This window comes from Pseudomonas sp. Lb2C2 (assembly GCF_052112205.1).
GTDB lineage: Bacteria > Pseudomonadota > Gammaproteobacteria > Pseudomonadales > Pseudomonadaceae > Aquipseudomonas > Aquipseudomonas kilonensis.
This window is the reverse complement of record NZ_JAUTYW010000005.1, coordinates 350018-372588: the sequence shown is the minus strand read 5'-3', so window position 1 is coordinate 372588 and position 22571 is coordinate 350018. Positions and strand designations below refer to the sequence as shown.

21 protein-coding genes are annotated in these 22571 nt (G+C 62.4%); 8 read left to right on the top strand and 13 right to left on the bottom strand.

The window, feature by feature from the left end; all coding sequences use genetic code 11:
- The first annotated feature begins 397 nt into the window (after positions 1 to 397).
- Together Q7F16_RS17145 and Q7F16_RS17140 are read left to right on the top strand one after the other, a co-directional pair.
- A complete protein-coding gene (locus tag Q7F16_RS17145) occupies positions 398 to 1504 on the top strand; it encodes a GGDEF domain-containing protein (protein WP_046062689.1) in 1107 nt (368 codons plus the stop codon).
- Positions 1497 to 2432: an iron-sulfur-binding ferredoxin reductase gene (locus tag Q7F16_RS17140; protein WP_409556099.1), complete on the top strand. Its 936-nt coding sequence runs from the start codon at positions 1497 to 1499 to the stop codon at positions 2430 to 2432. The genes Q7F16_RS17145 and Q7F16_RS17140 overlap by 8 nt, the downstream gene beginning before the upstream one ends.
- Before the next feature lie 285 nt (positions 2433 to 2717).
- On the opposite strand, the gene pyk is transcribed toward Q7F16_RS17140, so the two are convergent.
- Positions 2718 to 4169 (bottom strand): pyruvate kinase, encoded by a 1452-nt coding sequence (pyk, locus tag Q7F16_RS17135; protein ID WP_018605630.1) that lies wholly within the window; start codon positions 4167 to 4169, stop codon positions 2718 to 2720.
- Positions 4170 to 4494: 325 nt separating this feature from the next.
- Between pyk and Q7F16_RS17130 the strand changes: the two genes are divergently transcribed.
- Complete coding sequence (locus tag Q7F16_RS17130; protein ID WP_079303549.1) at positions 4495 to 4869, top strand: tetratricopeptide repeat protein; 375 nt, start codon at positions 4495 to 4497, stop codon at positions 4867 to 4869.
- Positions 4870 to 5159: 290 nt separating this feature from the next.
- On the top strand, positions 5160 to 5519 hold the full coding sequence (locus Q7F16_RS17125) for a PilZ domain-containing protein (protein WP_409556098.1): 360 nt from the start codon (positions 5160 to 5162) through the stop codon (positions 5517 to 5519).
- A gap of 87 nt (positions 5520 to 5606) precedes the next feature.
- On the opposite strand, the gene Q7F16_RS17120 is transcribed toward Q7F16_RS17125, so the two are convergent.
- From Q7F16_RS17120 to Q7F16_RS17090, 7 genes are all read right to left on the bottom strand, one after another.
- A complete protein-coding gene (locus Q7F16_RS17120; protein ID WP_409556097.1) occupies positions 5607 to 5963 on the bottom strand; it encodes a DUF6124 family protein in 357 nt (118 codons plus the stop codon).
- 341 nt (positions 5964 to 6304) lie between these two features.
- Positions 6305 to 7636 carry a DUF58 domain-containing protein gene (locus Q7F16_RS17115; protein WP_409556096.1) on the bottom strand — a complete coding sequence of 444 codons (1332 nt, stop codon included), beginning with the start codon at positions 7634 to 7636 and terminating at the stop codon, positions 6305 to 6307.
- Positions 7637 to 7871: 235 nt separating this feature from the next.
- Positions 7872 to 8876, bottom strand: a complete 1005-nt coding sequence (locus Q7F16_RS17110; protein ID WP_409556095.1) for an AAA family ATPase — start codon at positions 8874 to 8876, stop codon at positions 7872 to 7874.
- Positions 8873 to 10036 (bottom strand): DUF4350 domain-containing protein, encoded by a 1164-nt coding sequence (locus Q7F16_RS17105; RefSeq protein ID WP_409556094.1) that lies wholly within the window; start codon positions 10034 to 10036, stop codon positions 8873 to 8875. Before Q7F16_RS17105 ends, Q7F16_RS17110 begins: the two co-directional genes overlap by 4 nt.
- On the bottom strand, positions 10033 to 11577 hold the full coding sequence (locus tag Q7F16_RS17100; RefSeq protein ID WP_409556093.1) for a DUF4129 domain-containing protein: 1545 nt from the start codon (positions 11575 to 11577) through the stop codon (positions 10033 to 10035). The genes Q7F16_RS17105 and Q7F16_RS17100 overlap by 4 nt, the downstream gene beginning before the upstream one ends.
- Positions 11564 to 12538 (bottom strand): stage II sporulation protein M, encoded by a 975-nt coding sequence (locus Q7F16_RS17095; protein ID WP_018614300.1) that lies wholly within the window; start codon positions 12536 to 12538, stop codon positions 11564 to 11566. Before Q7F16_RS17095 ends, Q7F16_RS17100 begins: the two co-directional genes overlap by 14 nt.
- Positions 12535 to 13260, bottom strand: a complete 726-nt coding sequence (locus tag Q7F16_RS17090) for an RDD family protein (RefSeq protein WP_409556092.1) — start codon at positions 13258 to 13260, stop codon at positions 12535 to 12537. Before Q7F16_RS17090 ends, Q7F16_RS17095 begins: the two co-directional genes overlap by 4 nt.
- A 331-nt stretch (positions 13261 to 13591) precedes the next feature.
- On the opposite strand from Q7F16_RS17090, the gene sbcB reads away from it, so the two are divergent.
- Complete coding sequence (sbcB, locus tag Q7F16_RS17085; RefSeq protein ID WP_409556091.1) at positions 13592 to 15025, top strand: exodeoxyribonuclease I; 1434 nt, start codon at positions 13592 to 13594, stop codon at positions 15023 to 15025.
- An 85-nt stretch (positions 15026 to 15110) separates the two neighbouring features.
- On the opposite strand, the gene mvaT is transcribed toward sbcB, so the two are convergent.
- Entirely contained in the window at positions 15111 to 15488 is a 378-nt protein-coding gene (mvaT, locus tag Q7F16_RS17080; protein WP_003205091.1) for a histone-like nucleoid-structuring protein MvaT, read from the bottom strand.
- 306 nt (positions 15489 to 15794) lie between these two features.
- On the opposite strand from mvaT, the gene purU reads away from it, so the two are divergent.
- Entirely contained in the window at positions 15795 to 16643 is an 849-nt protein-coding gene (gene purU, locus Q7F16_RS17075) for a formyltetrahydrofolate deformylase (protein WP_018614294.1), read from the top strand.
- A gap of 221 nt (positions 16644 to 16864) precedes the next feature.
- On the top strand, positions 16865 to 17038 hold the full coding sequence (locus Q7F16_RS17070) for a hypothetical protein (protein WP_003205087.1): 174 nt from the start codon (positions 16865 to 16867) through the stop codon (positions 17036 to 17038).
- A 4-nt stretch (positions 17039 to 17042) separates the two neighbouring features.
- Here Q7F16_RS17070 and Q7F16_RS17065 read toward each other — a convergent pair whose 3' ends face one another.
- The 3 genes from Q7F16_RS17065 to Q7F16_RS17055 are packed head-to-tail and all read right to left on the bottom strand — an operon-like array spanning position 17043 to position 19940.
- Complete coding sequence (locus Q7F16_RS17065; protein ID WP_409556090.1) at positions 17043 to 18038, bottom strand: lysylphosphatidylglycerol synthase transmembrane domain-containing protein; 996 nt, start codon at positions 18036 to 18038, stop codon at positions 17043 to 17045.
- The gene (locus Q7F16_RS17060) at positions 18035 to 18802 is read right to left on the bottom strand and encodes a DUF2334 domain-containing protein (protein ID WP_409556089.1); all 768 of its coding nucleotides are present in this window, start codon (positions 18800 to 18802) and stop codon (positions 18035 to 18037) included. Before Q7F16_RS17060 ends, Q7F16_RS17065 begins: the two co-directional genes overlap by 4 nt.
- A gap of 16 nt (positions 18803 to 18818) precedes the next feature.
- Positions 18819 to 19940 (bottom strand): glycosyltransferase family 4 protein, encoded by a 1122-nt coding sequence (locus Q7F16_RS17055; RefSeq protein WP_046062639.1) that lies wholly within the window; start codon positions 19938 to 19940, stop codon positions 18819 to 18821.
- Positions 19941 to 20229: 289 nt separating this feature from the next.
- Between Q7F16_RS17055 and Q7F16_RS17050 the strand changes: the two genes are divergently transcribed.
- Positions 20230 to 21717, top strand: a complete 1488-nt coding sequence (locus tag Q7F16_RS17050; RefSeq protein ID WP_046062638.1) for a helicase HerA-like domain-containing protein — start codon at positions 20230 to 20232, stop codon at positions 21715 to 21717.
- A 272-nt stretch (positions 21718 to 21989) separates the two neighbouring features.
- On the opposite strand, the gene Q7F16_RS17045 is transcribed toward Q7F16_RS17050, so the two are convergent.
- Complete coding sequence (locus Q7F16_RS17045) at positions 21990 to 22445, bottom strand: DUF721 domain-containing protein (protein WP_014339936.1); 456 nt, start codon at positions 22443 to 22445, stop codon at positions 21990 to 21992.
- Between the last annotated feature and the right edge of the window lie 126 nt (positions 22446 to 22571).

Below are 22571 nucleotides of genomic sequence, written 5' to 3'. Positions count from 1 at the left end.
GCGCGACGCTAAAAAGGCGCGGCAGTATATCGCAGGCCGGCCCCCTGTGGGAGCGAGCTGTGAGAGCAAGGCTGTGGGAGCAAGACTGTGGGAGCAAAGCTTTCTGTGGGAGCAAGGCTTGCCCGCGATGCAGGCGCCTCGATTCCCCGGGAGACCGCGTTGTCTTCATCGCGGGCAAGCCTTGCTCCCACAGAAACCTTTCTCCCACAGCCCAACAGGGCGATGTGCAGGCTATGTGTCAGGCCTCGAACCACTGCGTCAATCTAGGCCATTGCTTTGACGCCATTTTTCTGCTCCAGAATTGAATGGTCATTTGTCCTACACGCCACTAAAGTGGCGTCTGGCCTGTAGCGTAGGACGCCTCCTGTCAGTTTCCTTTCCCATGGTGAGTCAACGATTGACCCATAACGCCATTCAACGTCTTTTGCTGAAACGCTTCGCTTTGGCGGCCGCGACGTACGCGCTGGCACTGGTTTTGTTGTGGCTGGCATTTTTCAGTGGTCATTACCTCGACTCGTTGCGCGGTGTCATCATCGGCAGCGTGTTGGTGGTGCTGTGCCAGGCCGGGCTGTTCGCGCTGTTTATCACCGACCGCAACCTGCGTTTCGCCGACCCCAGCCTGACCGAAGTGCAGGTGTTGATCGGCCTGGGCTGGCAGACCTGGATGATGGCGCACCTGGACCAGGCTCGGGGCGTGTTCCTGGTGTTTTATGTATTGATCCTGCTGTTCGGGCTGTTCCACCTGTCACGCCGGGCCTTCGTGCGCTGCGCGACGCTGGTGTTCATCAGCTTCACCGCGATTACCCTTTGGGACGGTTATTTCTTCAGGCTTCCCGACCCCACCTTGGCCGGGTTGCAGGTGGCCGTGCTGTTTCTCGTGCTGGTGTGGCTGGTGTTTTACGCCCGCTACGTCCAGATCTCACGCCAGCGCATGCGCCAGCGGCGGTTTGCCCTGCAGGCGCACCAGGACACCTTGCGCGGGATGATGCGCCAGCTCGAAGACCTGGTGGCCACCGATGAGCTGACCGGGCTGTTCAATCGCCGGCACTTCCTGCGCCTTGCTTCGCGCGAACTCAACACCCTCAGGCCCGGCATCGCCCATGGCCTGGCGCTGATCGACCTCGACCATTTCAAGCGCATCAACGACCTGCACGGCCACGCTGCCGGCGACCAGGTGCTGCAGGCATTTGCCGCGGTCGCCACGGCGTGCCTGCGTGAAGGCGATGTGCTGGCCCGCTATGGCGGTGAAGAGTTCGTCATGCTGCTGCCTGCCTGCGATCCGTCGCGCCTGACGGCCTGTTGCGAGCGGTTGCGGCTGGCGTTCACCGAAGTCGAGCTGATCGGCCTGCAGGTCGGCGCCCTCAGCTTGTCGGCGGGCATGACAATGCTGGACATGGGCGATGACCTGGACAACGCGTTGCAGCGTGCCGACCAGGCCCTGTACCGTGCCAAGCGAGACGGCCGCAATCGGTGCGCCGCCGCTTGGGAGAACGTCGATGCCTGAACTGACAGTCGCCGGTCGGCAATGGACGGTGGCGGCGGGCAGTAACCTGCTGGACGCGTTGAACGGTGCCGGCGTGGCCGTGCCCTACAGTTGTCGTGCCGGCAGTTGCCACGCCTGCCTGGTGCAGTGCGTGGGCGGCGATGTACGCGACAGTCGTCCCGATGCCTTGAACCCGGTGCAACGCGACCAGGGCTGGCGGCTGGCCTGCCAATGCCAGGTAGTCGAGGATGTGCAGATCCACACCTTCGACCCGCAACGCGACGGCCAGGCCGCTCACGTGGCAGCGGTGGACTGGCTCGGTGGCGAGGTGCTGCGCCTGCGCGTCACCCCCGAGCGGCCGCTGCGGTATCGGGCCGGGCAGCATCTGGTGCTGTGGGCCGGCGACGTAGCCCGGCCGTATTCCCTGGCGAGCCTGCCCGAGGAAGACCGATTTCTGGAGTTCCACCTCGATTGCCGCGAGCCCGGCCAATTCATTGAGGCGGCTCGGCAGATGAAGGCCGGTGACCCGATCCGCCTGGGCGAACTGCGCGGCGGTGCCCTGCATTACGACCCCGACTGGCGCGACAGGCCGTTGTGGCTGCTCGCTGCCGGCACTGGCCTGGCGCCGTTGTTTGGCTTGCTGCGCGAAGCGTTGCGCCAGCATCACCTAGGTGCGATTCACCTTATTCACGTGGCCCATGATGCCGCCGGGCATTACCTGGCCAAACCCCTGGCGGCGCTGGCGGCCAAGCATCAAAACCTCAGCGTGGAGCTGCTGACCGCGGCCGAGGCGCCGTCTGCCTTGGCGCAACTGCGGATTGTTTCCCGGCAAACCCAGGCCTTGCTCTGCGGCCATCCCGACCGGGTCGAGGCCTTTGCCAAGCGCTTGTACCTGGCGGGTTTGCCGCGTAATCAAGTGCTGGCCGACGTCTTCCTTCCCCGTGGTTGAGCGCTGATTTCCAGACTGGGAACAGTTGCGCAAGGTGATTGAGGAAGAGGGCGCAGGTAGCCGCGTTGTCGGGGTTTATCAACAGGCATTGGGTTTTGCAGCGCCTGGCCCGGCGTCATCGCGAGCAAGCTTTGCTCCCACAGGTGAGATGTGTACGCCGGCCGAACTGTGGGAGCAAAGCTTGCTCGCGATGGGGCCAGTCCAAGTGCCACATTTCTTGCAGGCAAAAACCAAAAAGCCCCGCCATTCACATGGCAGGGCTTTTGTTTTTCAGCGCTCGGTCACTCAGACCATCGGGTCGCCAACATGCAGGATTTTCATCCCGTTGGTGCCGCCGATGGTGTGGTAGCTGTCGCCCTTGGTCAGGATGACCCAGTCACCAGTCTGCACCACGCCGCGCTTGACCAGTTCATCCACCGCCGCCTGGCTGACTTCGCCCGGTTGCAGGGCGGCCGGGTCGAACGGCACGGTGTAGACGCCACGGAACATGGACGCGCGCGCCTGGGTTTCGCGGTGCGGGGAGAACGCGTAGATCGGCACCGAGGAGCGGATGCGCGACATGATCAGCGGCGTGTAGCCACTTTCGGTCAGGGCGATGATCGCCTTCACGCCCGGGAAGTGGTTGGCGGTGTACATCGTCGCCAGGGCGATGCTCTCGTCGCAACGCTCGAAGGTCTTGCCGATGCGGTGGCTGGAAGTCTTGCTGGTCGGGTGCTTTTCAGCGCCGATGCAGATGCGTGCCATGGCCTGCACCGCTTCGAGCGGGTAGAGGCCGGCGGCGCTTTCGGCCGAGAGCATCACGGCGTCGGTGTAGTCCAGTACGGCGTTGGCTACGTCGGACACTTCGGCGCGGGTCGGCATCGGGTTCTGGATCATCGACTCCATCATCTGGGTCGCGACGATCACCGCTTTGTTGTGGCGGCGTGCGTGCAGAATGATCTTCTTCTGGATGCCCACCAGCTCGGCATCGCCGATTTCCACGCCGAGGTCGCCACGGGCCACCATCACGGCGTCGGACGCCTTGATCAGGCCATCGAGGGTTTCGTCGTCGGCCACGGCTTCGGCGCGTTCGATCTTGGCCACCAGCCAGGCAGTACCGCCGGCTTCGTCGCGCAGTTGACGGGCGTATTCCATGTCGGCGGCGTCACGCGGGAAGGACACGGCCAGGTAGTCGACTTCCATTTCCGCAGCGAGCTTGATGTCGGCCTTGTCTTTTTCGGTCAGGGCCGGAGCGGTCAGGCCACCGCCGCGACGGTTGATGCCTTTGTGGTCCGACAGCGGGCCGCCGATGGTCACGACGCAGTGCAGTTCAGTGGCGGTGGCGGTCTCGACGCGCATTACCACGCGACCGTCGTCGAGCAGCAGCTCGTCGCCCACGCCGCAGTCCTTGACCAGGTCCGGGTAGTCGATACCGACCACTTGCTGGTTGCCTTCGGTCAGTGGATGGCTGGTGGAGAAGGTGAAGGCGTCACCGATCTTCAGCTCGATGCGCTTGTTGGCGAATTTGGCGATACGGATCTTCGGGCCTTGCAGGTCACCCAGCAGGGCAACGAAGCGGCCGTGCTTGGCGGCGAGGTCGCGCACCAGCTTGGCACGAGCCTTGTGCTCGTCGGGGGTGCCGTGGGAGAAATTCAGGCGGGCAACGTCCAGGCCAGCCAGAATCAGCTGTTCGAGAACTTCCGGCGAATTACTGGCCGGGCCAAGGGTAGCGACGATTTTGGTGCGACGGACGGACATGCAAGACTCCTCAAGTTCAAGCGCCAGCGAAGGCTACTATGCTCTTTGGGTGTAGTCATTGTTCATATGCACTACTTTTTCGTTTGTTTTTCGAAATGAACATTCCTGAAAATTTTTGCGCCTTTAACTACTAAAGCCGAACATCGCTCTTGTGGCGAGGGAGCTTGCTCCCGCTGGGCTGCGCAGCGGCCCCAGGATTTTGCGGTCGCTACGCAACCGAGCGGGAGCAAGCTCCCTCGCCACAGGTGTTCACCATGGCGAGCGTTTTCGGGCTGAAGATTTTCTGGCCCAGGTCGATACAGAGCTCAAGACAGGAGAACCTCCCATGCGATTCGTGCTTTTTGTTGCCCTGGCCCTGAGCGTCACGGGCTGCACCCGTTGGTCGATGAACCACCACATGAACCTGGCCTACAAGGCCTATGACCGCGGCAATTGCGAGCAGGTCATGCTCGAGCTGTCCCAGGTCGACCGCGCCAGCCGTGCCCGTCGCTATATGCAGCCGGAAGTCTCGATGCTGCGCGGCCAGTGCCTGGAACGGCAGAAGCTGTTTATCGATGCGGCGCAGACCTACCAGTTCATCATCACCCAATACCCTAACAGCGAATACGCCTTCCGCGCCCGCGCCCGGCTCGAAACCCTGCAGAGCCTGGGCCATTACCCGGCCCGCAGCGCGTCGGCGATCCGCCCGACGGCGTCCTGACAGGCTCACCAAGCCATTGGCCGGGACGATCCCCGGCCACAAGCGCCTGGCGTTTTTTGTTTATGAAAGGTGTGCGCAAGGACTGGCTGTTACACGACCATGAGCTATATTTGTACAAATCGTCACTAGAGCTAAATCTCTAACTTCAAGCGGCACCTGTGACCGGCAGCAGTAAGGCCAAGACGTTTGTGAGCGTCTGGCACCGGGATCGGGGAGAGCGAGCCGACGTATGCTCGTTCCGAAGTATTAGGTTGCCCCGATTCGGGGTCGTTCAAAAAGCGATACAGGACATGTACAAAAAACGGCGAATCGAGCGGCAGCAGCTGCCGTGTTTCCTGAGAGTGTTTAATGGCGTCAACGGCAAGCCCATCGGTTTCCTGGGCAACGTTTCTGCAGATGGCCTGATGCTGATCAGCCATTTACCGTTGATGGTCGGCGCGGACTTTGACCTGCACCTGAAAATCCCTGCCGATGAGGGACCACAGCAGAACATTGTGCTCAGAGCCAATTGCCTGTGGTGCCGCGAAGACGTGACGCCGCAGCATTTCGACGCCGGTTTCAGCCTGCAGTGGGCGCCGCCGGAGTACGGGCAACTGGTCAGCGCGTTGCAGCAGTATTTCAGTTTTCATTCGTTGCCGGCATCGGCCTGAGATCGGGCTATGGAATAACCAGCCTGGTTGATACCTCTGTGGGAGCAAGCTTTGCTCCCACAGGTTACTCAGAAACAGTCCAAAGCTTCAGCGCTGAACCTTCGCCTCGTTATCCAGCATCTTCTCCAGCAACAACACCCCCATCTCGCCCATCTGGTGAATCGCCAGGGCCAGGTTGCGCGGGGCGCCTTCCAGGTCTTCCGATAAATCCAGGATCAGCGTGCTCACCGAACAGAAGGTTTCGTAGGTGTGCGCGAGCATGCCTTCGGGGTCGGCGTCGGGGGCGACGATGAAGTAGTCCGGCTGTTTGTATGGTTTTTTATCGGGTTGGCCGTGGTTGGGCTTGAGGTAGTAGTCGAGGGCTCTTTGAGCGGCTTCGTCGAGCTTTTCGGGGTCGAGGGTTTCTGGGGCTGTGTGCGGAGGATTTGGGGTTTGCTTGAACATAGTCGTTTTTCCGTGATTGGAGCAGCCACCCTGTTCGCGACTAAACGAGGGGTGGCGGCTGGACGCAGGTTAGTCGACCGGTGGAAAAACGAAACCCGGCGCGCCCGAGGGCGCCCTGCGCACAGCCACCATCAAGTGCGGGGATAGGGGAACCCGACTGAAGGACGCTTGTGCACATCGTTTTTACCACCGGGCGACTAAACCCGATCGCTGGATATCAGCGACGCGAATCAAGTTACGGGGCAAGGCCAAAGCGCACAAGCCGGCGGATTCTGGCGGATCTGTAGTCCGTTGCGCAAGGCGTTGTAGTCAGCCGGACTTTTGCTGGCTCGCTGTAGGACCTAGACGGTCCCGGCCTTTTTCCAGGCCAGGTATTGGGTCACCAGGTCCGCACCTAATTCACTAGGACGCGAATCCAGGGCCGGGACGCCGTGGGCGGCCAACTGCTTGTGCAGTTCGGCCCGGGCATTCAAATAGTCCACCGTCCCGCAGTAGGCCAAGGCCTCGGGCAAGGTTTGCACAGGCGTCTGGCGCAACCGGTCGAGGGCCTCTTCCCGCAGGCTGGCCACCAGCACCCGATGCTGTTGGCCCAACCGTTTGACGGCCGCGAGCAGATCCGCGTCGTCCTCATCCCGCAAGTTGGTCACCAGCACCACCAGGGCCCGGCGTTTTTGCCGGGCCAACAACTGGGTGACGGCTGCCTGGTAGTCGGCGGGGCGTTGGCTGCTGTCGAGGTCGTACACGGTGTTGAGCAACACGTTGAGCTGGCCGGTGCCTTTGACCGGGGCGAGGTAGCGGGTCTGATCGCTGGCGAAGGTGTTCAGGCCCACGGCATCGCCCTGGCGCAGCGCGGTGTAGCTGAGCAGCAGGCAGGCGTTGAGGGCGTGGTCGAAGTGCGACAGCTCGCCGTCCTGGCTGCGCATGCGCCGGCCGCAGTCGAGCATGAAGATGATCTGTTGGTCGCGCTCGTCTTCGTATTCCCGGGCAATCGGCGTGCGATGGCGGGCCGTGGCCTTCCAGTCGATCTGGCGCAGGCTGTCGCCCTCGCGAAATTCGCGCAGTTGATGGAATTCCTGGCCCTGGCCGCGCCGTTGTCGCTGGCGGATGCCGAGCTGGCTCAGCCAGTTGTCCACCGCCAACAGTTGACCGTCGTAGAGCCTGGCGAAATCCGGGTAGACGCGGGTGTGGTCGACAGCGTCCAGCAGGCGTCTGTCGGTCCACAGGCCCAGCGGGCTCGGCAGGCTGGTCTCGCACCGGGCGAAGGCGAAGTGACCGCGCTTGAGCGGGCGCAGGCGGTAGCCGACCTGGCTGCGCTGGCCGGTTTGTAGCTCGACCGACAGCGGCAGGTTTTCGAAGTCCAGGCCATCGGGTACATGGTCGAAGAGCTGCACGTGCAGCGGTTGGGCAAAGTCATGGCTGATGTCCAAGCGGATTTCACCCCAGCGACCCAGGGCCAGGCTGCCCGGCATCTGCCGTTGAACCCGCGGCGAGGGCAGGCGCCTGACGCGCACCGCGTCGAGCAGCGCCAGGGCCAGCAAGGCCAACAGCAACCCCCAGTTGATCGACAGCAGCGCCGATGGCACCGCCATGCCCAAGGCCCGTAGCGCGCCGAGCACGATACTCACGGCCAGCAGCACGGCGAGCCAGGTCAGCAGCAGGCGCGAGGGTTTCATGGGTGCGTGCTCTTGCAGGGGATGTTTGCCTTGGCAAAGAAATTTACTGCGGTGAGGTTTCCTGTGGCGAGGGAGCTTGCTCCCGCTGGACGCGCAGCGTCCCCTGGCGGTGTGTCAGATAGAACTTGGGGGCTGCTTCGCAGCCCAGCGGGAGCAAGCTCCCTCGCCACAAAAAGCATGCCTGCCACAAAGAATACTCCTGGCACAAAAAGCACGCTTGGCACAGACGCCCTCATCACAACCGCGGCGCCGGCACTTGATCGAGCAGTTGCCCCAGCACCTGGTCCACCGACAGCCCTTCGATGTCCAGTTCCGGCGCCAGGCGTACGCGATGGCGCAGCACGGCCAGGGCGCAGCCCTTGATGTCATCCGGCACGACGAACTCGCCGCCACGCAACAACGCTCGGGCCCGGGCGCAACGTACCAGCGCAATCGACGCGCGCGGGCCGGCGCCGAGGGTCAAGCCCGGCCAGCTGCGGGTGGTGCGGGCCAGGCGCACGGCGTAGTCGAGTACCTGGTCGTCCATCGGCAGGTCGCTGGCAATGCGTTGCAGCGCTTGCACGTCCTTGGCCTGCAACACCATGCGCAGCGGTTGCACGTCGAGCATGTCGGCGCGGGTCGAGCGGCTGACCTGGCGCACCATGTCCAGCTCCTGGTCGGCGTCCGGGTAGTCCATGCGCACCTTGAGCATGAAGCGGTCGAGCTCGGCTTCCGGCAACGGGTAGGTGCCTTCCTGTTCGATGGGGTTCTGGGTGGCGAGCACCATGAACGGCTGGCTGATGGGCAGGGCGCGGCCTTCAAGGGTGACCTGGCGTTCCTGCATGGCTTCGAGCAGCGCGGCCTGGGTCTTGGCCGGTGCGCGGTTGATCTCGTCGGCCAGCAGCAGGTTGGTGAACACCGGGCCCTTGCGCAGCTTGAACTGCTCGGTCTGCAAGTCGTACACCGCGTGCCCGGTGACGTCGCTGGGCATCAGGTCGGGGGTGAACTGGATACGTGCGAACTCGCCGTTGAAACACCGGGCCAGGGCCCGCACCAGCAAGGTCTTGCCCAGCCCGGGAACCCCTTCGAGCAGCACGTGCCCGCCGGCGATCAGCGCGGTGAGCACATCGTCGATCACCGCGCCCTGGCCGACCACCGCTTTGCGCAGTTCGGTGCGGATGGCCTGGGCCAACTGACTGGCGCGCTGGCGCTGTTGGGCGGCGTGGGCCTGGCCGTCGACAGGTTCGTTCTGTTCAGTCATAAGGCATTCCTAAGGGTTTGCAAATGGGCGACCTGGCGGCAGAACTCGGCGCGGGACAGGCGCTGTTTCGGTCGTGGGCTCAAGGCCTGGCTGATGGCCCGCGTCGGTTGTCGGGTCAGGCGGGCGAGTACCTGCCATTGTTCGGCGACGGCCAGTTGTTCGAAGCCTGGGTGAAGATGACGTGCCCGGCGCAGCACGTCTTGTTGCAAGGCATGCAACAGGTACTCCTGGCCGTTGTGCCGCAGGTGGAAACCGGCGCCGGCCTGCACATGCTCTTCCAACTGACGCCGCGCCTTGGAGGCGGGTTGTTGCAGTGGGCCATGGCGTACCGCTGAACGCCAGAACCACAGGGCAATCAAGGCCAGCAGTGCCACCAATGCCTGGGGAAAATAGCGCAGCAGCAGGGTCAGCAGGTTGTCGTGGTCGGTGTTGAACAGCAGCGTGACGTCCGTGTCGACGCTCAAGTACCAGAGCAGCCAGGCGTTGTCGTACTGGTCGATGTTCTCGTTCTTCCACAGCTCGGCGTCGGTGATCACGGTGATCGAGCCGAGGCCGAGGTTCAATTGCATCATGTGGGTCGCCAGCGCGCTGTTGGCCCAGGCCTGGGCCAGGTCATGCGGGTCCTCGAGGTGGAAGTCGGTGTCGAAGCCGACATACGCCGGCGCCTCTTCGTCTTCCAGATAGAGTTTGGTCAGTTCCGGGTAACGGTCCTTGATCAGTTTGGGCGCCGGTTCCTTGAGGTCCTTGCTCAAGGATTGGCGCAGGCGCACGCGGTCGAGCAGCAGGTCGCCGCTGTTGCCGGTGCTGTTATCCCACAAGGCTTCGGCGACGAAAAGCAAGCGCCCGCCAGCCCGGGTCCAGTTCATCAACTGCTCGACTTCCCGTGGCGTCATGTGGGTTCGTTCGCCCAGCAACAGCAGGCTGTGCTGGCGAGGCTCCAGGGTGGGCAGCACATCCAGGCTGTTGGCGTGCTCGACGTTGATACCTTTCTGGCGCAGGAAAAGCTCGGCGGCCAGGTAAGGATTGGCCTGGGCTTCAGGGGAGGGGCCGTGCTCGACGACCTCCTCATAGGGCACGGCCTTGGTGTAGAGGTAGAGACCGAATGCGCACACCACGGCGGCCAGCACGGCGCCGATCAGCCACCCCGCGTGCCGGCTCATCGAGACGCCCCCGGACCGAACAGCTCGCGCCAGCCGTCACACAGTTCCTGTTGCAGGTGTGTCGGTGGGGGGCGATGCCCGTAGGCAATGTTCTGCCAATGCAGGGTGAGGTTTTTGCTGAAGCCCAGCAGGTTGTCCTGCTTGAGCTGTTCGACGCGTTCCAGCACCTGGCCTTCGGTGTCGGCCGGTTTCAAGGGGATCTTGAAGTCATGATGCAACCGGCTGAGCAGCGCCCGGTACAGCAGGCCCAGGGCTTCACGGGGCTGTGTGGCCCACAGTTGTTCGACGCTGGTCGCCACGTCGGCGGGCAGGCTTTCTTCGCGAATATCCAGGCCGAACATGCGCGCTGGCACGGCGCGTTCCACCGGCAGGCGCTGCGTCGGTCGGCGATTGGCCAGGGCCTTGAGTCTTTCACGGTAGCGCCAGGCCAGCCAGACGATCGCCGCCACCAGGCAGGCCCACAGCACCACCTGGATCAGTGCGGCGGCGATGTCGAAGCGTTGGCTGCCGAGCCATTTGAACAGGGTCTTGAGCCAGTTCGATTTCGCCTCGGTCTCGGTCTCGGGGGATTCGGCCGTTTCTTCGCCGAAACGATAACGGATGACGGTCTCGGGATTCTTGAACGGCGGGGCGTCGAGGACAGCCTTGATGCTGTCCCGGGAGGCTTCGCTGGTGAGGGGCTGGTTGAGCAGTCGCGGGCTGTCGGGGCCGCTGCTGTCCTCGGCGGCAAACGCCGGGGGCGCCAGCGGCAGCAGCATGAACACCAGCAGCATCAGCACCGGGGCGACGCCGCTCAGGCGTTGGCGCAGGCGTCGGAACACCAGCTCGATGTCCCACGCCTCGAGGATCGTGCGCCGGTTCAGGTAGAGGCTGAAGCCACAGGCGACATACACCGGCTCCCATAAGATCAGCAGCAGCGGGTACAGGAAGTTGACCAGGTGTTCGAACCACAACCAGTCGTGCTCGGCCGCTGACACCAGCGTCTCCCAATCCCATTGCAGTTCGACTTGTTGCGGCACGAACAGATAGAACAGGGCCATCAGGCCGAACCACAAGGCGGTTTCCAGGTGCATGCCGATGATGGTCAACCATTGCGCCGCGCCGCGGTTGCGTTGCTGCAATACCCGCAAGCGCTGCGCCCGGGCCTCACCGCTAAGCCCCTCGAGTTGCACCACCGGCATCAGGAAACTGCGGCTCAGGCTCAGCCGACGCCAGGTCAGGCTGGCCAGCAACTGCGGCTTGAGCAGCGCAGGCCACTGGCGCAACGCCTGCCGCAAGGTGGGGGTATCGCCAAACAGCGCCTTGGACAGAATGTACAGCGGCAGACGGTCGAAGGCCGGCTTCAACCACCAGAACAGCATCACCACCAGCGACGGTGAGTCCCACAGCAGCAGGGTCAGCAACAGGTACACCGGCAACGTGATGATCGCCCAACTGGTCATCAGCAGGCGTCGATGCTGCTGGCTCATCAACACGCCAAGATCCATGGCTTCCCAGGTGGTGCGTGGGCGGATGACGACGGTGGCGTCACTCAGGCGCATGGCGGACCCGTCCGGCAAGCGACAGATAGCTGATCACCAACAGCCACAACAAGGCGCCTACGGTGTACTTGGTGGCGGGCGTCACGGCGCTGGAAGACCAGTAGGCCTCGATGAACGCGGCAATGAGCAGGAACAGCATCACACCGCCGATCATCAGCACGCTTTTGCCCGCCGCGAGCCGCAAGGCCTCGCCCCGGGTCAGGCGTCCCGGCGCGATCAAGGCCCAGCCCAGTTGCAGGCCTGCGGCCCCGGCCAGGGCGATGGCAGTGAGTTCGAAGGCACCGTGGCCGATCACGAACGACCAGAACGTTCCCCCGGAGCCGATCTGGGTCAGGTGCCCGGCCACCGCGCCGATGGTCAGGCCATTGAAAAACAGGAAAAACGCGCTCCCCAGGCCAAACATCAAGCCACTGGCAAACGTCTGAAAGGCAATGCCGATGTTGTGCATGATGTAGTAACCGAACATGACCCAGTCCTCGCTGGCGGCCCGCTCGACCGAGCGCCCCAGGTGCCCGGATGCCGGGTCATACATGCTGCGGATCTGGCTGATTTCGTCGGCGCCGAGCACGCTGTAGACCAGTTCCGGGAACAGATAGACCAGCAGCCCGATGCCCACCAGGCTGCCCAGGAACATCAGGCTGGCGGCCAGCACGAAGCGCCATTGTTCACGCACCAGTCGGGGAAAACCGACCAGGATAAACGCCGAGAGACTGGCCGATGGCCGGCTGCGATCCCGGTAGAGTTGCTGGTGACCGCGCAGCGCCAGTTGTTGCAGGGTGTCGACCAGCAAGCTGCTGTAGCCCCGGGCCTGGGCCAGTGCCAGGTGATGGCAAAGCCGGCGGTAGGTGGCGGGGAAGTCGCTGCTCTGGGGCACGCTGCGGCTGCGCTCCAGTTGGTCGAGTTGCCGGGTCAGGTGCTCCCATTCCCCCTGGTGACGGCTTTCGAACAGGCTTTGTTTCATGTTGGCCCCAGCAGGCCGCGGGCGACGCCATTGAGTTCGGCCGCGGCGTTTGGCACCTGGACGTTCAGTGGCGCGGCCAGGATGGCAGCCAGTTCGTTGACCCGCGCCTGGGACAGTTCTGCCTGGCGTTCGGCGAAGCCCAGCACGGCGCGTTGCTCATTCAGGCTCAGGGTGAAAGGCGTGCGTATCGGCGGGGCCATCGGCAAGGCGGGGCGTTTGACCGGTTGTTCGCGATACACCACCAGCGTGCCGGCCGCGAGGTCGCCCAAGCGCTTGAACGTCGGATGCTGCAGGCAACTGATGGCCCCGAAGGTGTAGCCGAAGGGCAGCATGTCGACGAAACGCAGCAGGTTGCGGATCAACGACGCCGACCAGCCGATGGGCCGGCCATCGTCCTGCACCACGCGCAGCCCCATGATCTGCTTGCCGGGAGAGCGCCCCTGGTTGAGCACCTCGAACAGCACCATGTACCACCAACTGACGACAAACAGCAGGATGGACCCAAGGCCCATCCCCAGTTCGCCGAAAAACGCCAGGACCAGGAAGAAAAAAACCAGGACCAGCCCGCGTATGCCCAGGTCGATGGCGAAGGCGATTGCACGCGGCATCAATCCCGCCGGGCGCAGCGGCAGGTCGATGCCTTCGGGCGTTTCAACCTGATAGCGCGTGTCCAGGGGCGCGGGCAGCGTCGCGTTCCTTTGCAGTGCTGGTGTCTCGAGCATGGGCAACCTGTGATGGGCCAGACCGAATGTTCAATCTCGGCCCAGATGCTAGCAGTCTTCGTGCGGGCAAACGATACAACTGTGCAGGTCATTTCATGGTTTGCAACAGGATTCGTGGGCACCGCAGATCAATTGTGGGAGCGAGCTTGCTCGCGATGACGGCAGTCCATTCAACATGAATGCAAGCTGAGGCACCGCTATCGCGAGCGAGCTCGCTCCCACATGGGGGGGGTGGTGGAGCGGCGCATTAGTCTTCAAAAGTTACAGGACTGCTGGTCGCAGGCGGGTTCGAGCGCCTAGACTTCGCCAGTCTTCAGTTCAGGAACAGCCCGTGACTTCCATTTTCTGGTACGACTACGAAACCACCGGCATCAACCCGCGTTGCGACCGGCCCTTGCAGGTGGCGGGTATCCGTACCGATTTCGAACTCAATGAAATCGATGAACCGGTGAACCTGTATTGCCGGCCCAGCGATGACATCCTGCCGCATCCGGCGGCCTGCGCGATTACCGGCATCACCCCGGTGTGCCTGGCCGAAAAAGGCTTGAGCGAAGCCGATTTCATGACCCGTGTCCACGGGCAACTGGCTGCGCCCGGTACCTGTGGCGCCGGCTACAACACCCTGCGCTTCGACGATGAAATGACCCGCTACAGCCTCTATCGGAATTTCTTCGACCCGTACGCGCGGGAATGGCAGGGCGGCAACAGTCGCTGGGACCTCATCGATCTGGTGCGCGCGGCCTATGCGTTGCGCCCGCAAGGCATCACCTGGCCGCAAGAGGACGGTCGGGTGACCCTCAAGCTCGAGCGCCTGACCGCTGCCAATGGCATCGACCATGGCCAGGCCCACGATGCGTTGTCGGACGTGCGCGCGACCATCGCCCTGGCCCGCCTGATCCGTCAGCAGCAGCCCCGGCTCTACGACTGGCTGTTCCAGTTGCGCAGCAAACAGAAGGTGATGGATCAGATCCGCCTGTTGCAGCCTATGGTGCATATTTCCGGTCGCTTCTCGGCGGCGCGCAACTACATCGGTGTGGTCTTGCCGCTGGCCTGGCACCCGAAAAACCGCAACGCCCTGATCGTCTGCGACCTGCACCTGGACCCCCAGGGCCTGCTGGATGACGATGCCGAAAGCCTGCGCCAGCGTTTGTATACCCGCCGTGAAGAATTGCTCGAAGGTGAGTTGCCGGTGCCGCTCAAGCTTATCCATATCAACAAATGCCCGGTGATCGCGCCATTGTCGGTGCTGCGTGCCGAGGACCAGCAGCGACTGGAACTGGACATGGAGGGCTATCAGCAACGGGCATTGCGGCTAACTGACGCACAGAAAGTTTGGCAAGATAAACTTCAGGCCATTTATGGGTGCGAGGATTTCACCGCCAGCGAGGATCCCGAGCAACAGTTATACGCGGGCTTCCTGGGGGATCGCGATCGACGTTTATGTGAACAAGTCCGCCTGGCTGACCCCGCGCAATTGGCTCAAGAGCGCTGGCCTTTCGATGATGAGCGTTTGCCGGAACTATTGTTCCGATATCGCGCACGCAACTTTCCAGACACGTTGAATCCTGAAGAGCAGGCGCGTTGGAGACTTTTCTGTCAACAACGGCTGTCATCCCCGGAGTGGGGGGCGCCTAATACCTTGGAAAGTTTTGATGCGGCGATGAGGGAGTGGATGGACCTGTCTACACCCGTGCAGCAAGAAGTACTCCGGGAGTGGCAGAGCTACAGCCAGCAATTGCGCAAACGTTTAAGCCTTGAGCCGTGATGAAGTAAAAAGATGACAGGCATAAAAAACGCCAGCAATCGCTGGCGTTTTTTTGTTCGCTAAGAACGGTGCGAACCGGTGAGGCTTAGCCCAGCAGGGTTGCCCAGCCTTCAACCACGTCACCGCCCCACTTGGCTTTCCACTCTTTCAGAGTCTTGTGGTTGCCACCTTTGGTTTCGATGACTTCGCCGTTGTGCGGGTTCTTGTATTGCTTAACTTTGCGAGCGCGTTTGGTACCGGTAGTTTTCACGGCGCCACGTGGTGCTTTGCTCGACTTGGCTTCTGGATCCAGCAGGGCAATGATGTCGCGCAGCGACTTGGAGTATTCGCCCATCAGAGTGCGCAGTTTGCCTTCGAATTCAAGCTCGGTTTGCAGTTTGTCGTCTTGGGACAGGTTTTTCAGGCGAGCTTGCAGTTCTTTGATGGCTTCTTCTGTGGCGCGGTATTCATTGATCAAGGACATGTGGACTACCTTATGTAGGACGCGGGTGACAAGGACACAGTGCGGCAATAGTAATCAGACAGTTTCATCAAGTAAACATTTAACCGGTGTTTTATTTAATTAATTAGTGCTGTGCCACAAAAACGCCTGTTGCAGTTAAATGCCGCGACAGTGTCTTCACATCTTTTCACACATATAGCCTGCTTCCCCAGACCACGCAGATCGCGGCGATAGGCCGTCGTCGAGGGTTTGGCGTGTCATCGATACTGCAGTTTTGCCGCGCAATGGCTAGAATGGCCGCCTTTGCGAAGTTCTGGAGTTTCCCTAATGCGCACTTTTCGTCTGGTGATTGCTTGCCCGGACCGCGTCGGCATCGTTGCTAAAGTCAGTAACTTTCTGGCGTCCCATAACGGCTGGATCACCGAAGCAAGCCATCACTCGGACAATCAAAGTGGTTGGTTTTTCATGCGTCACGAGATTCGTGCCGACTCGCTGCCCTTTGGTATCGAAGCCTTTCGTGAAGCGTTCGCCCCCATTGCCGAAGAGTTCTCGATGGACTGGCGTATCACCGACACCGCGCAGAAAAAACGCGTGGTGCTGATGGCCAGTCGTGAGTCCCACTGCCTGGCCGACCTGTTGCACCGTTGGCACAGCGATGAGCTCGATTGCGACATCGCCTGTGTGATTTCCAACCATGACGACTTGCGCAGCATGGTGGAATGGCACGGCATCCCGTACTACCACGTACCCGTCAACGCGCAAGACAAGCAGCCGGCGTTCGCCGAAGTCTCGCGGCTGGTCAAGCAGCACGATGCCGAGGTGGTGGTGCTGGCCCGCTACATGCAGATCCTGCCGCCGGCCTTGTGCCGCGAATACGCCCATAAGGTCATCAACATCCACCACAGTTTCCTGCCATCGTTCGTCGGTGCCAAGCCGTACCACCAGGCGTCGATGCGCGGTGTGAAGCTGATTGGCGCCACCTGTCACTACGTGACCGAAGAGCTGGATGCCGGCCCGATCATCGAGCAGGACGTGGTGCGCGTCAGCCACAGCGACAGCATCGAAGACATGGTGCGTTTCGGCCGTGACGTAGAGAAGATGGTGTTGGCCCGCGGCCTGCGTTATCACCTGGAAGACCGGGTGCTGGTGCACGGCAACAAGACCGTGGTGTTCTGACTACACTGCAAAGGGCCTGGACGAGCGATCGCCAGGCCTTTTTATTTACTGTGGCGAGGGAGCTTGCTCCCGCTGGGCTGCGAAGCAGCCCCAAAACAATTCAACACCGTGCACCGGGGAAAATAGAGTAGGCAGGCTTTACGACTGCTGCGCAGCCGAGCGGGAGCAAGCTCCCTCGCCACGGTGACTTTCATGCAACCTCAAGGGAGCAGCATTGCGCCATGACCGATCCATTGGACAAAGCCACCTCCAAGGCGCCGGCGACCCTGGGCGAGGGCTGCCTCAGCCGCTATGACCCAGATGCGTTGGGCCCGGAGGACGGCACTGAGTTTCCCGATGCCGCGCAATTGTGGGAGCAACTGCATCCCCAGGACGAGCCCGAACAGAAACCGTGATATGTCAGGTCTGCCTGAGCCTGATCAGTTTCTTGAGCAACGGCCGCCCAACCATCAGGAAGAACACCGGCCCGCCGGCCACCAGATAAAAGTAATAGGTCACCGCCCGCCAGATCAGAATCGCCGCCGCTGCGGTGGATTTGCCCACCATGGGTGCCAGCAGCGCCGCCGACGTCAATTCGGCCGCCCCGGCGCCGCCCGGCAGCAGGCTGAACTGTCCCGCACTCAGGGACAGCATCTGGATCAGGAAACTCCAGGCCCACTGCAGATCTGCCCCCAGTCCCCTCAATGCCAGGTACAACACGCTGTAGCGCAGTGCCCAATGCAGGCAGGTCAGGCCGAAAACCTGGAACAGTGTCTGTCGCGGCAACTTCAAGGTGTCGGTGAATGCCGCCAGAAAGCTCAGGATCTTGCGGGCCCAGCGTCGACGGGTGACGGCTTTTACGCGCAGGTGGCGCAGCAGTCGAGCGCCCAGCAGAATCAATCTGCGGTGATACCGGGCCACCAGCACGCAGCCGAACAGCCCGCCAAACAATGAAATCGCGCTTAACGCCAGCATCCACTCCATGCGCTGGCTGAGGTTCTGGAACAGCGCATAAAACACAATGCCCACCAAGGCGCAGAGGAAGAACAGCAAGTCGCTCAACTGATCCATGGCAAACACCGCGCTGCCATGGGCCGGGCGCACGCCGTTGCGCGCCAGCAGGGCCATCAGCGTCAGTGGGCCGCCACTGCCACCGGGCGTCGCGCACATGGCGAACTCGGTGGACATCACCACGCCGATGCTTTTCAGCCCGCCGATGCGCCCACGGTGTTCCCCCAGCAGCAGGCGCAAGCGCACGGAGTTCAAGCACCAGCACAGCACGATCATGCCGAGCATGGCCAGCAGTAGCGACAACGGAAAGCGCTGCACCCGCGACCACATTTCCCCGCCGCCGACCAGCAGCGGCACCAGTAGCGCCGTGAGCAGGGCGACACCCAGCCAGATCAGCCGTTTCATGCGGCGCTGCTGACCCGCAGCCCCTGGGTCGCCAGCCAGTCGACTTTGGTCATTGGCACACGACCGTCGTTGAGCAGGCGTTCGAGAGTGCGCAGCCAATAGTCCCGGGAAAAGGTATGGCGCATGTCCACCGGGTGCAGGCCCAGGCGAATCACCGGGGCCTGGCGCCAGCGCTGTTCGCGTTGGTCGCTGATGACTTTCGACAGGCCACGGCGCCAGGCGCTGCGAGCACTCCAGACCAGCCCCGGCGCATCGATGGCGGTGAAGTCGGGCAAGCGATAAAGGTGTTGAGTATCGCTGGTGTAGCTCAGCGGCAACTGGCGCAAGGCCTGGCGCGTGCCTTCGCTCATCAGCCAGGCCGGGGCGACGAAACCCTCCAGTGGCCAGTGGTAGCGTTCAAAGGTTTCGATACCGGCGCGCAGGCGGGCGAGGGCGGCGGCCTCGGACAGGTTGTAGAACTCCCCCTCATGGGTATAGACCCGGCGCATGAACCAATCTTTGGGGTGACGGGCGGCAGGGCCGTCGTCGCAATGGTAGTAGCCATGCAACACCAGTTCGTCGCCGCGCTCGACCCGGCTGTCGAGCAGGCGCCGAAAGCCGGGATTAGACTCCAGGGCATTGTTGCGATGAAAGTCCGGCACCACCAACCAGGTCATCGGCACCTGGCCGAGGGCGTCAACGGCTTCGACGAAGGGCTGGTAGTCGGGCCAGGTTTGCGGGGCCAAGTCGTGCAACACCAAGAGCACGCTGGGCGAATGATTCATCGACACGGACCTCGCCTCAACCATTGGCCAGCAGCGGCATTTGTTCGCCGAGCACGGCGTAGTAATGCCCCAGCAAGCTGTTGACCACGGTATCCCAGGCGTAATGCCGCTCCACATGCCGGCGCGCCAGCACGCCACGGCGCTGGCAGCCTTCGGCAAACAGTTGTCGCACGGCATTGGCCATGGCCTGTGGATTGTTGGGTGTGCACAGCAGGCCGCAGTCTTCATCGACGATTTCAGTGAACGCCCCGGCCGCCACCGCCACGACCGGAATACCGCTGGCCATGGCTTCGAGAATCACCAGGCCGAAGGTCTCCTGGTCGCCAGCGTGCAGCAGGGCATCGGCGCTGGCCATGAGCCGGGCGACTTGTGGCGCCGGGCAGAATTCATCGACCACCGTGACGTTGTCCGGCACCACGGCGGGCATCGACGAGCCCACCAACAATAAGTGGTAGCGCTCGCCCAGGCGTTTCATGCACTTGAGCAGCACCGGCAGGTTTTTTTCCTTGGAGCCGCGCCCGGCGAAAATCAGCAGGCGCGCGTCTTCGGCGATGCCCAGCTCGGCCCGCAACTCCGGGTCGCGGGCGGCCGGGTTGAAGGTTTGCAGGTCGACGCCCAACGGTTGCACGAAGACGTTCTTGACCCCCAATCCGGTCAATTTGTCGGCCATGACCTGGCTCGGCGCCAGGACCCTGTCGAAATTGCCGTACAACTTGCTGACATAAGCTTCGATGTTGGGGGTGAACCAGTTGCCCATGCGGTTGCTGACCAGCAGTGGCAGGTCGGAGTGATAGAAACCGATGACGGGCACGTCGAGCTGGCGACGGGCATCCAATGCGGCCCAGGCCGTGAGGTAAGGGTCGCCGACTTCAATCAGATCGGGCTGTAGATCGCGCAGGACATTGCGCCAGGGGGCCAGGCGAAGGGGGAAGCGATAGCCCTTGCCGAATGGCAGTGCTGGGGCTGGAACCTTGTAGATTCCGTCATGCACGCTCAAATGCGCGCCGGGAATCAGCAGGCTGTGGCGAATTCCGGGTCGATCACCCAGGCGCCGGTGCTTGGCATCCAGATAAGTGCGTACGCCTCCGCTGGCAGGGGCGTAGAACATGGTGATGTCCGCTATATGCACGATGAGCATCCCTCCGGTCAGTGTTCTCCTGTGTTGACCTTTAGTAAGAATAGATGTTCGGTTGGGGTTGTGGGGGTGGGGTGTCAGTGGAGTATTGCTGGGTTTGACAGGGCCTCATCGCGAGCAAGCTCGCTCCCACAGGGGGGGCACAGATCCCATGAGGAGCGAGCTTGCTCGCGATAGGGGCGGTCCGGGTTTGCAGACTATTATTTCCTGGCGCCAGGGGCTTAATGCGCCAGGCATGCTTTTATATAAGCGTGCAAAATGGCGTCATATCGCAAACACCACGGGTGACCACATGCCTGACTCATCGCAACTCATTATCGGCGCCGACCTTGGCGGCCAGCCCATTGCCCAGGCCATGCGCCTGGCGAATCGTCATGGTCTGGTGGCGGGCGCCACCGGTACCGGCAAGACCGTCACCTTGCAGCGCCTGGCCGAAATGTTCAGCGATGCCGGCGTGGCGGTGTTCGCGGCGGACATCAAGGGTGACCTGTGCGGCCTCGGCGCGGCCGGCAACCCCCAGGGCAAGATCGCCGAGCGTATCGCCGGCATGCCTTGGCTCAATCACAAGCCCCAGGCTTATCCGGTGACCTTGTGGGATATCCACGGCCAGTCCGGTCATCCACTGCGCACCACCTTGAGTGAAATGGGTCCGTTGTTGATCGGCAGCCTGCTGGAACTGACGGACAGCCAGCAGTCGGCGCTCTACGCCGCGTTCAAGGTGGCCGACCGCGAAGGCTTGTTACTGCTGGACCTCAAGGACCTGAAAGCGCTGCTCAACCATCTCAAGGACAATCCCGAGTTGCTGGGGGACGACGCGGCGCTGATGACCACTGGCTCCAGCCAGGCGTTGCTGCGACGCTTGTCCACCTTGGAACAGCAGGGTGCGGATGCGTTGTTCGGCGAGCCGGCCTTGCAGCTCGAAGACATCCTGCAACCGGCCAGCGATGGCCGTGGCCGCATCCACTTGCTCGACGCCAGCCGCCTGGTCCATGAAGCGCCGAAGGTCTACGCGACGTTCCTGTTGTGGCTGCTGGCCGAGCTGTTCGAGCAGTTGCCTGAACGCGGTGATGCGGACAAACCGCTGCTGGCGCTGTTCTTCGACGAGGCGCACTTGCTCTTTGCCGATACGCCCAAGGCTTTGCAGGAGCGCCTGGAGCAAGTGGTGCGGCTGATCCGTTCCAAGGGCGTCGGGGTGTATTTCGTGACCCAGTCGCCGGGCGACTTGCCGGATGACGTGCTGGCGCAGTTGGGCTTGCGCATCCAGCACGGGTTGCGGGCCTTTACTGCCAAGGAGCAGAAATCCCTGCGGGCGGTGGCTGACGGTTTCCGGCCCAACCCGCAATTCGATGCCCTGGCGGTGCTGACCGAACTGGGCATCGGTGAAGCCCTGGTGGGCACCTTGCAGGAAAAAGGCACGCCGGAAGTGGTCCAGCGCGTGCTGGTGGCGCCACCGCAATCGCGCGTCGGGCCGCTGAGCGAGGCCGAACGCGCCGGGTTGATCGCCAGTTCGCCGTTGCAAGGACGCTATGACAAACCCATTGATCGTGAATCAGCCTATGAAGTGCTGATGGGCCGCAAAGGGCTGGAACCGCAGGCCGAAGAGGCGCCGGGCAAGCCGACGGCGGAAGAACCGAGCTTTACCGAAAAAGCCGGCGAGTTCCTAGGCACCGCGGCCGGCCAGGCGCTTAAATCGGCGATGCGCCAGGCGGCCAATCAGTTGGGCCGGCAATTGGTGCGTGGGTTGATGGGGTCGTTGCTCGGTGGCAGCAAGCGCCGGTAGTCAGGACCGAGTCGCTCCTTTCGCGAGCAAGCCCGCTCCCACAGTAGATTTTTGCCAGACACAGAATGTGTGCCTGCCGCAGATTCACTGTGGGAGCGGGCTTGCTCGCGAAGACGGTCTGGCAGGCGAAAAATCGGTCGGCTGATATACCGCTATCGCGAGCAAGCTCGCTCCCACACTGGATCAGCGTCGTACACACATTTTGTGTCTGGCAAAAATCTACTGTGGGAGCGAGCTTGCTCGCGATAGCTATTTAGCGGGCGCCGAAAATCTCAATCCTTGGGCCGCGCATGCGCCGCCAACCGCTCCAGCGCCGCCCGCAGGTTGGGATCGCTGATGCCATCCGCCGTGGCTTGAATGGTCGCGGCGGCGTCGGTGGACAAATCCAGCGTGTGTCCCTTGACGCCGACCTGGACGGTGGGCGGTTGTACCTTGAAGAGGATCCGCGTCAGGTTGGCGAATTCTTCGAACGCCTGGAGTTGGCGCAGCAGGCGTTTTTGCTGGTAGCGCAGGCGTGTGGCCCAGTGGCCGTCGGTGACGATCAGCAGCAGGCTGCCTTCGCGCCAGGAAGCCACGTGGCAATGCTCGCGCGCGGCCGGTTGCAATTGGCTGTCCAGCAGACGTTGCAAGTGACCCAGGCGTTTGGCGTGGCCGAAGATGGCTTTCAGCGGCTTGGCTTCGCGCAGCAGAACGGCGGGAGCCTTGGCTGGAAGAGGGCGAAAGGCCATGAATGAATACCGCAAGTGACAGAGGCGCCATGGTAGCAGAAAGCGCCGGATGGGCCTCGACCCTTCGCCCAGCGGCTTTTAGCTGCACAATCAATGAGTAACTTCTGCGTTTTGTGGCTTGAAGTT